The organism is Patiriisocius sp., from assembly GCF_051252435.1.
GTDB lineage: Bacteria > Bacteroidota > Bacteroidia > Flavobacteriales > Flavobacteriaceae > Patiriisocius.
Genome location: NZ_JBPOFW010000005.1, coordinates 236,185 through 250,462, shown reverse-complemented (window position 1 = coordinate 250,462; position 14,278 = coordinate 236,185). Strand labels below are relative to the sequence as shown.

The 14,278-nt window shown below is 35.5% G+C and carries 15 protein-coding genes; 1 reads left to right on the top strand and 14 read right to left on the bottom strand.

The annotated features are described in order from the left end of the window. Positions 1–78 precede the first annotated feature (78 nt). The 6 genes from ACSHW7_RS12805 to ACSHW7_RS12780 all read right to left on the bottom strand — a co-directional run bounded on the left by ACSHW7_RS12805 (position 79) and on the right by ACSHW7_RS12780 (position 5,351). Entirely contained in the window at positions 79–600 is a 522-nt protein-coding gene (locus tag ACSHW7_RS12805; RefSeq protein ID WP_435679755.1) for a hypothetical protein, read from the bottom strand. Between the two features lie 377 nt (positions 601–977). Then, the gene (locus ACSHW7_RS12800) at positions 978–2,267 is read right to left on the bottom strand and encodes a tetratricopeptide repeat protein (protein WP_435679754.1); all 1,290 of its coding nucleotides are present in this window, start codon (positions 2,265–2,267) and stop codon (positions 978–980) included. A 64-nt stretch (positions 2,268–2,331) separates the two neighbouring features. Beyond that, on the bottom strand, positions 2,332–3,051 hold the full coding sequence (locus ACSHW7_RS12795; RefSeq protein WP_435679753.1) for a hypothetical protein: 720 nt from the start codon (positions 3,049–3,051) through the stop codon (positions 2,332–2,334). Between the two features lie 27 nt (positions 3,052–3,078). Then, entirely contained in the window at positions 3,079–3,801 is a 723-nt protein-coding gene (locus ACSHW7_RS12790) for a DUF4331 family protein (RefSeq protein ID WP_435679752.1), read from the bottom strand. A gap of 181 nt (positions 3,802–3,982) precedes the next feature. Beyond that, positions 3,983–4,600 (bottom strand): DUF4331 family protein, encoded by a 618-nt coding sequence (locus ACSHW7_RS12785; RefSeq protein ID WP_435679751.1) that lies wholly within the window; start codon positions 4,598–4,600, stop codon positions 3,983–3,985. Between the two features lie 43 nt (positions 4,601–4,643). After that, on the bottom strand, positions 4,644–5,351 hold the full coding sequence (locus ACSHW7_RS12780; RefSeq protein WP_435679750.1) for a DUF4331 family protein: 708 nt from the start codon (positions 5,349–5,351) through the stop codon (positions 4,644–4,646). Between the two features lie 168 nt (positions 5,352–5,519). Between ACSHW7_RS12780 and ACSHW7_RS12775 the strand changes: the two genes are divergently transcribed. Beyond that, positions 5,520–6,710, top strand: a complete 1,191-nt coding sequence (locus tag ACSHW7_RS12775) for an LETM1-related biofilm-associated protein (protein WP_435679749.1) — start codon at positions 5,520–5,522, stop codon at positions 6,708–6,710. A 3-nt stretch (positions 6,711–6,713) separates the two neighbouring features. On the opposite strand, the gene ACSHW7_RS12770 is transcribed toward ACSHW7_RS12775, so the two are convergent. The 8 genes from ACSHW7_RS12770 to ACSHW7_RS12735 form a co-directional block, all read right to left on the bottom strand. Continuing rightward, positions 6,714–7,469, bottom strand: a complete 756-nt coding sequence (locus ACSHW7_RS12770; protein ID WP_435679748.1) for a LytR/AlgR family response regulator transcription factor — start codon at positions 7,467–7,469, stop codon at positions 6,714–6,716. A 41-nt stretch (positions 7,470–7,510) separates the two neighbouring features. Further along, positions 7,511–8,650 carry an amidohydrolase family protein gene (locus tag ACSHW7_RS12765; RefSeq protein ID WP_435679747.1) on the bottom strand — a complete coding sequence of 380 codons (1,140 nt, stop codon included), beginning with the start codon at positions 8,648–8,650 and terminating at the stop codon, positions 7,511–7,513. A gap of 2 nt (positions 8,651–8,652) precedes the next feature. Beyond that, on the bottom strand, positions 8,653–8,994 hold the full coding sequence (locus tag ACSHW7_RS12760; protein WP_435679746.1) for a 2TM domain-containing protein: 342 nt from the start codon (positions 8,992–8,994) through the stop codon (positions 8,653–8,655). A gap of 2 nt (positions 8,995–8,996) precedes the next feature. Next, complete coding sequence (locus tag ACSHW7_RS12755) at positions 8,997–9,302, bottom strand: 2TM domain-containing protein (RefSeq protein ID WP_435679745.1); 306 nt, start codon at positions 9,300–9,302, stop codon at positions 8,997–8,999. 100 nt (positions 9,303–9,402) lie between these two features. After that, on the bottom strand, positions 9,403–10,740 hold the full coding sequence (locus ACSHW7_RS12750; RefSeq protein WP_435679744.1) for a 2TM domain-containing protein: 1,338 nt from the start codon (positions 10,738–10,740) through the stop codon (positions 9,403–9,405). A 2-nt stretch (positions 10,741–10,742) separates the two neighbouring features. Next, complete coding sequence (locus ACSHW7_RS12745) at positions 10,743–11,372, bottom strand: hypothetical protein (RefSeq protein WP_435679743.1); 630 nt, start codon at positions 11,370–11,372, stop codon at positions 10,743–10,745. Positions 11,373–11,399: 27 nt separating this feature from the next. Beyond that, a complete protein-coding gene (locus ACSHW7_RS12740; protein WP_435679742.1) occupies positions 11,400–11,816 on the bottom strand; it encodes a DUF2141 domain-containing protein in 417 nt (138 codons plus the stop codon). 148 nt (positions 11,817–11,964) lie between these two features. Then, a complete protein-coding gene (locus ACSHW7_RS12735) occupies positions 11,965–14,145 on the bottom strand; it encodes a TonB-dependent receptor (protein WP_435679741.1) in 2,181 nt (726 codons plus the stop codon). Between the last annotated feature and the right edge of the window lie 133 nt (positions 14,146–14,278).

Genomic DNA, 14,278 nt, shown 5'->3' with positions numbered 1-14,278 from the left:
AATATATTCTCGCCCCAAAAAAATAATGTCAAAATTTAATGAAGAAAAAGGTTGTTTTTTACCTCAGTTCTTTGTTGCCTACAGTTTTTTATGCGCAATTTTTTCGGACATCATCATTTTCTCAACGCTTTTAATCAGAGATTTTATAGTGTAATCCGCCAATAGTTCAATTCCAATTAAGTACAAAATCCCAAAAATTGGAAGTGCTAAAATCTCAATCGAATTAAATCCGTTTTTGATTATCAAATAAATGGAAACGAGTGCAGAAATAATCGCAAATATAATCGCTCCCCAGAAATGCATTTTATAAGTTGCTCCGTTAACTCTTTTTAAAATTATTTTACTTTCTGTTTCACTTTCGTTTGTATTAGATGAAAATAAATTAATTTCCACTAAAGGACCAAAATTCGGTTCTGAGTAAAAAAATGATAAAGAACGATATATATTTAATCCGCCATTTTTTGCAACATTACCAGAGAGATTATTTCGCTTTTCAAACGTTTTTCGTTTCAGTTCTGTTCGAATAACACGTATAACCTTATCGGCATTTTCACTTATTTTATATTCTGCATTTTGATTGTTCACAGATTTTTTTTTCAAATTGTAGGCAACACGTTATAAAATACAATTTATGCATTATATACGGAAATAAAATCCTGTTATCGTCACAAATCAATGCATGCTTATGGGATGTGTTATTGTAGCAAATTAATGCTCTTAAAATTTCGGCATAAAAAATATCCCGCAGAAGGGGCGGGATTAATTCAACCATCACCTTTGAATGCGCCCCGTGGGCTTTTCAAAAGTGGGGTTCATTAAAAAAGCGTCCCCAACCACGAGGACGCTCAACTAACAAAAAAACTCTGAAAAAATCGAATTTAATCGATTTTGAGTGATCATCACGTTGTGTGATCAACCAACCTTTCACACATATTTACGGAGTAAAAGGAATGTTGGTTTTTAATACTATGTTAAAATTATAATTTGTCTACTTCCGCGGCTAACACTGGGCCAATTTCGTAGCTCGCACCTTCAAGTTCCTCCTTTAAAGGAACCACTTTATCTTTTAAACCATTTGCTTTATATACCATTGCGCTGTGATATAATGCCATAGGCTCAGATGTTTTTCCTTCAACATAAGTTTCAATAGTTTTTAGTGCATCTTCTTTTTTTCCGTTTTTTAATTGAGCAAGCGCTAACAATTGATATGTCTCTGGAGTAGCTCTGTTGCCAACTTCTTCTGTTGCAAGTTCTAAAGCTCTTGCTGGGTCTCTATCCACTAATACTTCTATCTTGTATGTGTTGTACATAGCTCCATACGCAGGGTTTGAAGCTTTTTCCATAAAAGTATCCAGATATGCATCCGCTTTTTTAGTTTCGCCGTCATATTCGGCCATTTCGGCTTTTAGAAGGTAATAATCCGGTATGTTGTGATTAACAAGAATGCTGTCCAAAATTCGGTTGGCTTCTTTGATGTCTTTATCTTTTGAGTACGCCATCCAAGCAATTCCTTTTTTAGCATAATGATTGTCTGGTTGTAACTCCAGTGTTTTAATGTAATGGTCATAAGAATCTGTCAATCTACCTGCATGACCGTAAAAGTCTGCAATGTTTGAATATGTCCAAATTTTTAGTGGATCTGTGTTTCTAGAGTCGGCAATGTCTTTTGCTTTTTCTAAATAACGAATCGCACTATCCAATTCTCCATTATGATCACTCCATTTTGCTACTCTAATAAGATAATTATAATCGCCATTATTTCTGAAATTCCCGAGCATTTGGTCTGCCTTTTCATATTCACCCAGTTCCATATACACATCAAAGAGCATTAACTCGGTAGCCAATTTATTTGTTGGTCCTTTATAGAGATCTTCCAAAAGTTGTTTGGCTTCCTTAAATCTGTGCTGTGAAATATAATTATGCGCAAGACCTCTTACGTAGGGGTCTTTTGAAGCTGCTATTTCGATGGCACGTTTGTATAATTTCTCTGATCTTTTTAAGGCATTAATATTTCCGCTTGCTTCAAAAAGACTTGAATAGGCACCTGCTAATGCACCGATATCTCCAATTCCCGTGGAATCTTTATCTAAACGCTTTGACCAATATACAACTTCATCTTCGGCATTTACCGTGGATTGCTTGTTTACATTGTTTAAATAAGACTCGTAACTCGAAGTTTTAACGACTGCTGTCTCTTTTGTTTCATTTTTACAGGACGCTACCGCTAAAGCTATCGTCGCTGTATATATTAAATATTTGATATTCATCTTAGCTATTTTTTATACACAAAAAGAGCAACGAATTGCTCTTTTTGGTAGTTATAATTTTTTATTAATTAGGAATTTCCAAATGTGGGAAAGCACCAAATACCCTCGTACCAACCCCTACTCCATCGCTGGTTAATTGAGGCGTACCGTTATTACCGTCAAAGCGAGTTCCAGTAGTACCGCCAAACATTAACGTTAAGGATATGTCAATCACATCATCTGTAAGGTTACGTCCTGTCAATGCGTTTGTTCCATCAAAGTATGTCGTTACTCCGTCTGGAGCTACTTGGAGAGCATCAAAGTTTGCTAGTACTGTTGTAAATTGTTCAGCATTAAGACCTAAAATATTAGTCTCATAATCTAAATCAGCAGGGTCGATTTCTAACGCTACTGCGTAAACATCGTGGTATGCTTCTAATGTATTCTGAAATGTTACTTGAAATGTTTCGGTTTGACCGTCTTGTAATGTTCCTCTCATAGATGTAGGAATTTTATTATACAAATTCTTTACTGCGTCACTACCGCTAAAAACCGTATTTACTCCTGGTCTTCCCATTACATCCTCTTGGATAAATGTACCGGTAAAATCAAGAGCTACCCCCGTTGTGTCACAAGGCTCACAATCACCACCACAATCTACACCGGTTTCATTACCGTTCATCTCGCCATCTGAGCACGTTGATTGCTCAATTATATTTCCGTTGTCGTCGTCGTCGTTACATTGTACAAACAATAAAGAGGTACAAATTGCAACGAATAATGCTGTTATTTTATATGTTTTCATTTTGTTTCGTTTTTAAATGTATAACTCTTAATTTATTCTTCTTTTTGTTGATACCCAAACATTGTAGGCATTTGGCAATGAGCCTGGCGGAAGTAATTCTGCCGCGACAGCGACGTGAACCGGTGCTGTACCCAACATAGAATTAGGAACCTCAACGGCTACCGACAATACATTTAAGTCTTGAAAAAAGTCTGAAGCTTCGCCCGGAGGTAAAAAACCTTCTGGAGCAACTTGACCTGATACTACTAAATTAAATCGATTAAAATCAAAGTAAAAAGGGTCTCTCCTTGGTCCAGCATATACTTTTAATGAATTATCTGTTGTTACCTCAACCTCTTCTCCTGTTGAAATTTTAACCGCAGTTCTTGCAGCAAATGTATTTATGGTACTCTCCAGTCCAGTTTCTGCAGGAGCGGCAGGTCCAAAGAAATACATAGAGTCGCCTCGCTTTATGGCTTGGATTACCAAATCTTCAACGAAGTCACCTGTATTGTCAATATTAAACTCAATTACCACATCTTCATCAAAAACAGCATTGGTGGTTTGTTGCCCTGATGCAAGGGGTCCTTGTACGGTTGCAATGAATACGGTGTTGTTGGGATTATCACCTTCAAAGGCAAAGAAATCTGCAATATCACTTTTAGTTCCTGCAACTTCGGGAGCATCAATATGGTCTGCAGACAGCAAGAATACAGCGCATACTGCAATTCCAATTCCACCCAAAGCGGCTATAATTTGTTTTCTTTTCATAATATATTTCTGAATTAATTTTATTCGGGTATAAAAATATTAATTTTCAAGTCAAGTAACTAGGAATGCTCAACATATCCTACCTAAATTCTTTATCTAATCACTTAAATTCAATCTGTTTATTTTCTGAATAAAAAAAGAGCACTCAATGAGTGCTCTTTAATATTTAACTTAACAAAGTTTAGTTAGGCGTATTCAAATATGGGAAAGAACCAAAAGTTCTATCTCCAAGTCCAACACCATCACTAGTTAATTGAGGAGTTCCATTGTTTCCGTCAAATCGAGTTCCAGTCATACCACCAAACATTAATGTAAGAGATATATCAATTACATCATCATTTAAGTTACGTCCAGTTAATGCATTTGTTCCATCAAAATATGTTGTTGGTGCATTAGGTGCAACTTGCAAAGCGTCAAACTGAGCCAATACAGTTGTAAAAGTAGCTGCATCAAGTGTTAAGATATTTGCTTCATAATCTAAATCTTCAACAGGTATTCCTAAAGACATAGCATACACGTCATGGTATAATTCTAATGTATTTTGGAAAATAGGTTGGAATGAAGCTCTATCAGTAGGAATTCTGCTGTTAAAATCATTCTTTACATCATCACTTCCGCTAAAAACGGTGTTAATTCCTGGACGTCCCATAGAATCTTCTTGTGTCCAATCTCCTGAGAAATCTATTGCCACTGGTTCATCTTCAATGATTAGTATATTGTCGTCATCGTTACCACATTGCACAAACATGAGAGAAGTACAAACTGCAACAAATAATATTCTTAATTTATATGTGTTCATCTTATTATTTTTTAAAAATTATAATTTTGTTTTAACTTCTTTCTTAGTTTTTTCTGTTTGTGGTTACCCAAACATTGTATGCGGGAGGAAGTCCAGTTAATCCAACTGCTCCACCTACGTGATCTGGTGCGTCTCCTAAAAGAGCATTAGGAACTTCAACAACAACAGCTAATACATTTAAGTCTTGAAAGAAATCTGAAGCTTGTCCTGGAGGTAAAAATCCTTCTGGCGCAACTGCTCCACTAGTTACCATATTAAAACGGTTAAAATCAAAATAAAAACCATCTCTTCTTGGCCCCGCATATACTTGAATCCCTAAATTCGAAGCTGTCTCTACATCTGTTGATGTACTTATCTTTACAGCTGTGCGTGGTCCTGTAAGTTCTACGTTAGTAATCAAACCTGTTGTACTAGCAGGTGTAGGTCCAAAGAAATACATGGAGTCACTTCTTTTTACTGCTTGGATAACTAAATCTTCAACAAAATCTCCAGAGTTGTCAATCTTAAATTCAATCATAACGTCCTCATCAAAGGTCGCTCCGGCTGTATTACCCGGTGTTAAGGGTCCTTGTACTGTTGCAATAAATACTGTGTTGTCAGGATTGTCTCCTTCAAAGGCGTATAAATCTGCGATGTCACTTTTTGTTCCTACAACTGCTGGAGCATCAACGTGATCTGCCGCGATAAATACTATTGCTGCAATGGCTAATCCCATTCCACCAATGGCTGCGAAAAGTTTCGTTTTTTTCATAATAGTTTTGGTTTTAAAATTTAAAAATTCTTTATTTACTTTAATTTACGGTAAAACTACAATCATGGTTTTATACGGGTCGTTAATCTTGTGTTAACGGTATTGATTTCAAGTTAATAAACTCATAGTAAGAAAGTGTTTGTCCCAATTATTGCTAATTAAATAAGAATGAACCCATCTTCATCAGACTGGATAAAGAAATTCTTAAGCCTTGAAAAGCAACAAGCTACCCATCGTGATTGGTCCCATTTCTATGAGGTTCTAAAAGGTACGGGGTTTTTGTACGGAGTTTCAATGGACCTTATTTCAGAAATAAAGAGCACTACCATAAAGCTCAACTTGGATGAAATGACCAAAGTGAATTTATTTCACTCCTTATATTATAGCTACAAACAAATTCATCCCAAAGATTCAAAAGAAAAAGCCATCTCTTCAATACTAGAATTCTATAAACACTTAGATAGGGGCAAAAAAGGGTGGTTCAAAAAATTATTCAATGAAAGCAATGAGTCTAAAATGCTCGAGGAAATCATTGCAAAGCGATTGCACGAGTCAAATACATTCTTAAAGATAAATGCGGTTTCATTATTAACATACGCACTCCTATTTATAGATGTCCTTTCTTTTCACGAATATTTAAAAAACGGAACAAAGCCCAAAGAGTACATTAAAAAAACAGAGCGGTTAATTATCCTTTCTTGCTTTTTGGCACTACAATCAAAAAGAAAGAAAAACAAATACGATACATTATTGATTGAACTCTTTGAAAGTTCTACGCAGTATTTAGTTAGTGATGCTAAAGCAATCTCGCTGGATGCATTTAAAAACGTTTCGCTCACGCTTATTGAAAAACAATACCTACTTGATGTTTCCAGTCTTGCCGTTTGGGAAGATTCGATTTTAGATGCTTCGGAAATATTATTTCTTGAAAATCTTGCCATTTCATTAGACCTTCCTCTTAGTATGGCTGCTGAAAGTATATCTTCGTTGCAGAAATTTTCAGAAAAAAATGCAACCAAAGTCACACTTTTTGAATATTCAAACCCCGTAAAACAGTTTTACAAACAATCTACAAATACCGTTAAACGACTTATTATAAGAAACCAAGCAAGATTGATACAGGAACTTGCCGAAAGTGGCGAACTCGTAAAACTTTTAAGTTATTCAACTGTTCGCGACCTCGATGCCACCGAAAAGAAAAAAGTAAAAGAGCAACTATTGGACGTTTGTAAATCAATCCCGTCATTGACTATTTTCTTGCTACCCGGCGGAACTATTTTATTACCATTACTGATAAAGTTTATCCCAAAATTACTACCCTCTGCCTTTGATGACAATAGAGTGGACGAAAAAAATTGAGCCTTACCCCAACCAAACTTTAAAATCCTTCACACGCTCTCTAGCCACAATCACTTCTTGTTCTTTGTAGCTGTTCAATTTAAGTTGTAATCTAGAATTTTTATAAGAAATAATATCCTTGATTGCATTGATATTAATATAGAATTTGCGACTGATTCTAAAAAAAACTTCGGGATTCAATTCTCCTTCTAGTTCTTCAAGTGTGGTATCGAGCAAGTAATCCCTTCCTTCAATGGTGTGTGCATACGTGCCCTTATTTTCACTGTAAAAACATTCCACCTCATCTACAGCAATCATTTTTATATGTTGCCCTATTTTTGTCGTAAACCGTTTTTTAAACTCTCTTTCTACAGGATTTGTAAGGAGCTTTTTAATATCTTCAAAATTAAATTGTACCGCTTCTTTTTTAGGATTTCTGGCTTTGTATTTCTCAACGGCAGCAACTAATTCGTCCTCATCAATAGGTTTTAACAGATAGTCAATGCTATTTAATTTGAAAGCCTGCAACGCATACTCGTCAAAAGCTGTCGTGAAAATAATGGCGCTGTTGATGGAGATTGTATCAAAAATTTCGAAAGACAATCCATCGCTTAATTGTATGTCGAGAAAAATCAACTCAGGGTGTTCGTTGTTTTGAAACCACTCGATAGATTCGGCAACGCTGTATAGCATCTCACTAACTTTTACATCAATTCTTTCAAGCATTCGCTGCAATCTTCGCGCGCTTGGCTTTTCATCTTCTATAATTAATACATTCATTTATTTAAACTTTGGTTGGCTAAAATTTCCGAAGAAAAAATTCAATTTCTTTTTACTGGTTTTCCCATTTTCCAAACGGTATTAATGGTATTGATGTTTTTCATTTCTGAAATGGGACTCGCATCCAGTAAAATAATATTTGCTTTAAAACCCTCTTTGATAAAGCCTGTATCGGTAATTCCAAAATATTTTGAAGGATTTGAAGTTGCGGTTTTCAACACTTCTATATTAGGAATTCCTGCTTTCGAAAACAATTCCATTTCTTTATAAAGGTCGGTTCCGTAATTGATTTGCGCGTTTGGTGGATCAGTTCCCACCAATAATGGAATTCCTGCATCGTAGAGTTTTTTGACTTCGGAAGAAATTTCTTCGTTGGACATAAAATTATTTTCTGGATTGCTTTTTCTAATAGTTTGAAGCGCTAAATGCGAAGTAAGCAACGTAGGGATAATGAAAAATTGATTTTTAGATTTTAAGACTTCTATTTCTTCATTTGTAATCGGTTCATCCCACCAAACGTGGACCAATCCATCTGCCCCATTACTCAGCACTTGGTATGCATCATCTAATTTTGAAATGTGCACCACGGCCATTTTGTTTTTTCTGTGTGCCACTTCTATTAATTCTTTTACCACATAATGAGATAAGGTTTCTCGCCACGGCTCCACGATAATTTTTATATAATTTGCACCGGCGTCTATTCTTTCATCAATAAATGCGGTTGCTTCTGCCACTTTTGTTAATGTGGGAGAAGGGAAACCAAATTGCGTTCCATGTCCTCCCGGAGCGGTTGCCGCTGCTCCTGCGAAATAAAAGTCGGCATAATTGGTACTGTCCTTAAATGTTTCTTGCATTTGGCGTTGGTATTTTTCCATACCGTGCATATCAAAAACCTGTAGAACTCCCGCTCGTGCAGCTTCCTTTAAACCCAATGCAGAAAATGCATGCACATGACTATTGGTAAGTGCTGGCATTAGGAATTTGCCATTGCCGTCAATTGCTTCGCTATCTGTTTTAATATTATCAGCAATCTTTACAATAATTCCATTTTCTACTTGAACCGAAGTATTTTCAATCACTTTATCGCCATCAAATACAGTAATGTTCCTGATAACAAAATCCTGTGCTACTAATGTTGAAAAAGCGAATACGCCAAGTATAATTAAAAATAAAAATTTCATAATTAAAATTTTAAAGGTGTATTTCCATCTTCCTCTTTCATGAATTGCTCCATTTTTCGTTGTTCCCAATTTCGGATAAATCCAAATTTAAACTGATATACATAGAGACCATGGATTGCTAATCCTATTCCCCAGAAAATTGCGGTTCCAAAAACGTTCCAATCAATCCAATTGTAAAAATCCTCGTTTACAGCGTCAGTGCTTCGGCTGGAATATCTGTAAAATCGGTATGAAATTAGCAAAAAATTTACAACAATATAAACCGCAAGGTGTTTGTAAAAGCCTTTTAAAACCTCAATGCGCTTTCTTGCTTCTTTGTATCTTAAATGTTCTTTTGTTCTCATGATTAAAATTTTACAGTGGGTTCATTTTCATTTTCTTCCATAAACTCTTTCATTTTGCGAGCTTCCCAGTTTTTTCCTAGAATGGGATTCCAGTTAAATGCTTTTGCTCCTTGAAATATCAATCCCAGTCCCCAACCTCCAACGGCCCATAAAAACCAAGGATGTCTCCAACCATCTATATAATAATTGAGCCACGCCAAGAAAATAGCGAACAAAATAAACATGCTGAGACTCACATAAAATTTCTTTATAAGCGAAAGGCGTTCCTTTGCTCTATAATACTTATCGTCTTTAATAATAGGTTTCATAATAGTTCATTTTTAATGATAGTATAAAGATAAAGTAGCATCATCGTTTACAAAATTTTGAAGTACCCAACTGTCAAATTTCACTGCTGAAATGTAACCATTATAACACATCATTGTCTTCATCCATTAACTCTCTCAACTTACGCTGCTCCCAATCTTTACCGAAAAATGGATTCCAACTAAAGGTATCACTAGCATGACCCAAAAGACCAAAACCCCATCCACCTATTGGAAACAAAAACCAAGGAAATGATGTATTTGATTGATACCATAACCAGATAAAAACAGGAACAAAGCACAAGTAAATTGCAAAGTGTATGTAAAATCCTTTTAGTTTTTCCACGCGCTCTTTTGCAAGCTCGTATCGTTTTTCTGAAATATGTTCTGTTTGCGTTCTCATAATTGTTGTTGTTTGTTCCAGCATAGGAATAGAAATGCTGAATGTTTCTTTTGTTTCTATAATATTCACAGGTTGCTTTGTGAGTAATTGATAACGTTGCTTGATATTTTTTAGCCCTACTCCACTACTCTCTTTCATGGTCTGTTTGGGCTGTATGTTATTCTCTACAATTAAGTTTCCGTTTTTCTCGGTAATAGTAATGTGCAATTTTTTAGACGGCATTACTTGGTTGTGCTTTACCGCATTTTCTAATAAAAGTTGTAATGCCAATGGAACAACTTTAGCTTCAGGATTTGAGATTTCCGAAGGAATCGTAAATACAATACTGTCTTCAAAACGCATTTCCAGTAAGGACATATAGAGTTGTGCGAATTGTAGTTCCTCGGTTACTGTAACCAAATCCTTATTTTTCTGCTCCAGAACGTATCTATACACTTTAGAAAGCGATGTGGTAAATTTGGTTGCTGCTCGCGGATTTTCTTCAATTAAACTCGTCAACACATTGAGACTATTAAAAAGAAAATGAGGGTCCAACTGATTTTTGAGTGCATCAAATTTTGCTGATGCCGTACCCGCAATAATCTGCGATTCTTTGATTTTCCCCTCCTGCTTACTTTTATACCAATAAACGATATAAAATAGCGATGTCACTACTGCCGATATTAAAAATGAAACATAGTAGTATCCTAATCTTTCATTCTCTATAAAGGTATCCACAGACTTTCCAAAATAGACAACCTCGGTAAAAAAACGAAGCAATACCAAACTTAATAAGGTTATTAAAATACCTCCAAAAATTCCAAATGCAAGATTTTCTGGTTTGAATAATTTACTTTTATGTTCTTTTATTAAATAATTAAAAAATAAGGTGTTATTAAAGTAGAGCACATATGTGTACAACATATTAAAACCAAACTTTAAAAGCAATCTTCCACTAGTGACAACATTATATCCATTTACATATTCAATCATTGAGATTACTAGAAATACCAGTACTCCTATTAACGTTGCTTTGCCTATTTCTTTAATTAAATTCATGATTATTCTCCACAGTTTCTAGCAAGTACTTCTTGCGCATGTTCTTCGCCACCTGAAGGATGGATTGGGCTTTCCGGCACTTCTGTTTTATAGAGTTCTATAGCTCTTTTAATGTCTTTACAATATACCTTAGCATCTCCGCCAAAGTATGCCGCACTCCCCATATCCCACTCCGCTTTTCCCATAATTACTCTTGGGTTGTTTGGAGCAATTGCTAAAGCTTTTTGATATAATTCAGCCACTTTTCCGGCATACTGCATTCCGTATTGTTGTCCGTCAAAAGCAATCCAAGCTGTGTAATATTGTGCTTCTAAAACCATGATTTCAGGATTTGGATTTTCGCTATTTGTTTTTGCTAGATTCATAAGTTCTTGTGCTTTATTCAATGTTGCGGTAAGTTTTGCTTTGTCCTTCATTCCAAAACTTGAGAATACTTGAATCTGTGCCGCATAAAAATTAGGAAGCCATTCGGTAGGTTCTGCAGTTGCAATTCTTTCAAATAAATTTGACGCTTCTTGTGGTTTTTCAGCCTTCCATAAATCGAGCGCTTTTTGCATGCCCTTTTCATATTTTGATTGTGCCTGTGTTGCAAATCCTACAAATAAAATTGCGATGTAAAGTATAGTTTTCATATTTCTGTTTTAAAAAGGTGATTAAAATTACATTGAGATTAATTGCTTTATCAGCACTCCATTTTTAACTTCAAATTTAGCATCTTCCCAAGTTGGTGGGCCAAAACGTGCCGGTGCATTGTTTGATGATGCCGTATCTTCTCCAGGATAAAATCCCATGATCATTTTTAATTTCCCGTCATTATCTTCATCGTGAAACGTTGAAATAGCGTACACCCCATCTGGCACATCTTTAAAAGTAAATGTCGCTCTTTTATTTTCTATTTTAACGATTGCTCCTTGCAGGCGTTTGTTTAACCAATTTGCCTCACTATCATAAAGACCCGCTAAAACAACGCCGTCATTAGAATCAAGATTAGTAACAGTCAATTCAATAGTATTTACTTGCGCTTGCAAAACCAAGCCTGTAAAGAATAATGTAACGTACGTGATAAAAGTTTGCATAATTTCTGAAATTTAAAAAGGTTGATTAAAAAGTTTTTTGTTTACCATGTAAAACTACAAAGACAATAAAGGGATAAAAATTTTGAAATACTGAAATGTCGAAAATCAATACCGAAATGTAAATACATTTAAAGCTCATGACTCACGGTTACAAATTATCCAATTGATTTTCTTTCCCATCCTCGCTGATTGTCCAGAAAAACCCAACAAAGAAAAATTGGTCTGTTGCGGGTTGCAATGCGCGACGGTCAAAAACCCCTTGATTATTTGGGGTGTTACTATATTGATAACCATTCACATTTTTAAAAGCAAATACATTATTTACAGATAAATATAATATTTTTTGTTGGTCGATTAAATACGCCCAATTTAAACTTACATTATTAAAATCCCTGGTTTTGTCTTGTAAAAACCCGTCGATATTAGGATTTGTAAACGTCCGGCCGCTACTGTACTGATAACTAAAACCTACTTGACTTTTCCAATCCTCAATCCAGTATTTTCCAACCACCGAAAGATTATTAGTGTTTGCAAACGATGGCGTTGCGCTTGTAGGATAATTACGGTATTTGCGTTCGGTATCTAAAAAAGAATAACTCACCCAATAATCAATATTTTTTAACGACTCATTATCTCTAAAAAATAAATCGAGACCCTGCGCATAGCCGTTACCGCTATTGGCAAACGTACTGTCAAAGCTAGCAAATTCAGTATCAAACGTAATTAAATCATCATACTCTTTTCTATAGGCTTCCGCTCTAAAAATCCTATTATTTGCCGTGTATTGATAATTGAGAATATAATGTTGCGTTGAACGCGCCTTTAAGTCCTGCTGAAATTTTAAAACCTCACTATCCGGCTGCTGTTTAAAATCTCCGTATGCGAGTGATAACTGACTATTCTTACCTGTTTTATATGCCAACGAAACTCTTGGCGAAACCGTAAACGCATCAAACAAACCGCTATATTCTCCTCTTAATCCTACTTTTAAAGCCAACTTGCGGGAGAAAATAATATCGGCTTCGCTAAAGGCTGCTGAAATATTATTATCGTATCCATATTGTGCTGCTACGGAAGGATTTTTAAAATCTTCTTCAAAATCCGTCAAAAATTGTTCAGCTCCAAAAGACAATTTAAATCGACTGCTAAAACGCTTACGTAATTTCAATTTTATGTGTGCTGAGTTTTCGGTATTGTTAATAGTAGCATCGTCCAATTTTACATCGGTTTTTGCTATGGTGTAACTTCCTCCGGTGTCTAGTTTCCAATCGTTAGCTAAATAATCACTATAACTTACATTTGTATATAAATTTCGGTTATTCAACCCAAAGAACGTTCCCTCAGGATTATTTATATCTTCTTGAGTTAATTCAAATCTTGAGGTATCAAAAGCGGCATATACTTTTAAAAGTCCGTCGTCTTTTATTTTCTGTCTAAAAACTGCCTCCCCACTTCCCGTTTGAAAAGGTTTTGTAAAATTGTTACGATTTGGAAAAAGCGCGAGATATGGTGCAAGATTGATATAACTGGCATTAACACTTAAAGAACTACGCTCCCATTTTTGGGTATTTCCAAGCCCCAATCCCAAGCTCATAATAGAAACATTTGTTGATTCTTGCACAGGTTCATCAATCGTATTTAATAAAAGTACAGATGAAAGTGCTTGTCCATATTCGGCACTATAACCTCCCGTTGAAAATGTAATACCGTCAAACAAAAACGGACTGTATCTTCCGCGCGTTGGAGCATTATTTGTTGTTGGCGTGTAGGGTGTAAAAACTCTAATTCCATCAATAAAAATCTGAGTTTCATTAGCATCTCCTCCTCTCACAAATAATCGACCGTCTTCAGCAACTGTGCTTGTTCCAGGTAGTGTTTGCAATGCACCCACAAAATCCCCCAACGCACTTGCGGTTGTCACTACATCTAGCGGTTTTAATACTGAAACTTTACTATTGTCACTCGCTTCAAAAGTACCCGCAGATAAAACCACGGTCTCTAGTGAATTGACATCATCTCTAAGTTTGATAGTAATATTTTTCATTTTTGAAACATCCTGCGCCATCATAAAAGTTTCAAATGAAACGTACGATGCCATGATGGTTTGTACTCCAGTTTCTTCAGTAGTAAATGAAAATTTTCCAGTTTCATCTGTGGTACCACCATCGTAAGTACCTTCGAGATACACGTTTGCTCCAAAAATGGGAGTTCCATTATTTTCGGTCACAACACCAGATATTGTTGTCTGCGCAAAAGCCATAAAAGGTAGCATTGCAAGAATGAATGTAACTATATAAATGATTAGTAATTGTTTTTTGGTTGGTTTCATGTCGACTGGTTTAAAGATAAATTTTATTTTGATACTTCAAAGTTGTTACATTTCCGAAGTACTGCACAAAAAAGTAAACCCAACTGTTATTTTAAATGTCCGAATTGTAGGTTGATGAATTTTTAGACCGAAA

What these genes read in the sequence shown, in the direction of transcription:
- ACSHW7_RS12800 (WP_435679754.1), bottom strand. Translation starts at nt 2,267, where the DNA reads ATGAATATCAAATATTTAATATATACAGCGACGATAGCTTTAGCGGTA.
- ACSHW7_RS12795 (WP_435679753.1), bottom strand. Translation starts at nt 3,051, where the DNA reads ATGAAAACATATAAAATAACAGCATTATTCGTTGCAATTTGTACCTCT.
- ACSHW7_RS12790 (WP_435679752.1), bottom strand. Translation starts at nt 3,801, where the DNA reads ATGAAAAGAAAACAAATTATAGCCGCTTTGGGTGGAATTGGAATTGCA.
- ACSHW7_RS12785 (WP_435679751.1), bottom strand. Translation starts at nt 4,600, where the DNA reads ATGAACACATATAAATTAAGAATATTATTTGTTGCAGTTTGTACTTCT.
- ACSHW7_RS12780 (WP_435679750.1), bottom strand. Translation starts at nt 5,351, where the DNA reads ATGAAAAAAACGAAACTTTTCGCAGCCATTGGTGGAATGGGATTAGCC.
- ACSHW7_RS12775 (WP_435679749.1), top strand. Translation starts at nt 5,520, where the DNA reads ATGAACCCATCTTCATCAGACTGGATAAAGAAATTCTTAAGCCTTGAA.
- ACSHW7_RS12770 (WP_435679748.1), bottom strand. Translation starts at nt 7,469, where the DNA reads ATGAATGTATTAATTATAGAAGATGAAAAGCCAAGCGCGCGAAGATTG.
- ACSHW7_RS12765 (WP_435679747.1), bottom strand. Translation starts at nt 8,650, where the DNA reads ATGAAATTTTTATTTTTAATTATACTTGGCGTATTCGCTTTTTCAACA.
- ACSHW7_RS12760 (WP_435679746.1), bottom strand. Translation starts at nt 8,994, where the DNA reads ATGAGAACAAAAGAACATTTAAGATACAAAGAAGCAAGAAAGCGCATT.
- ACSHW7_RS12755 (WP_435679745.1), bottom strand. Translation starts at nt 9,302, where the DNA reads ATGAAACCTATTATTAAAGACGATAAGTATTATAGAGCAAAGGAACGC.
- ACSHW7_RS12750 (WP_435679744.1), bottom strand. Translation starts at nt 10,740, where the DNA reads ATGAATTTAATTAAAGAAATAGGCAAAGCAACGTTAATAGGAGTACTG.
- ACSHW7_RS12745 (WP_435679743.1), bottom strand. Translation starts at nt 11,372, where the DNA reads ATGAAAACTATACTTTACATCGCAATTTTATTTGTAGGATTTGCAACA.
- ACSHW7_RS12740 (WP_435679742.1), bottom strand. Translation starts at nt 11,816, where the DNA reads ATGCAAACTTTTATCACGTACGTTACATTATTCTTTACAGGCTTGGTT.
- ACSHW7_RS12735 (WP_435679741.1), bottom strand. Translation starts at nt 14,145, where the DNA reads ATGAAACCAACCAAAAAACAATTACTAATCATTTATATAGTTACATTC.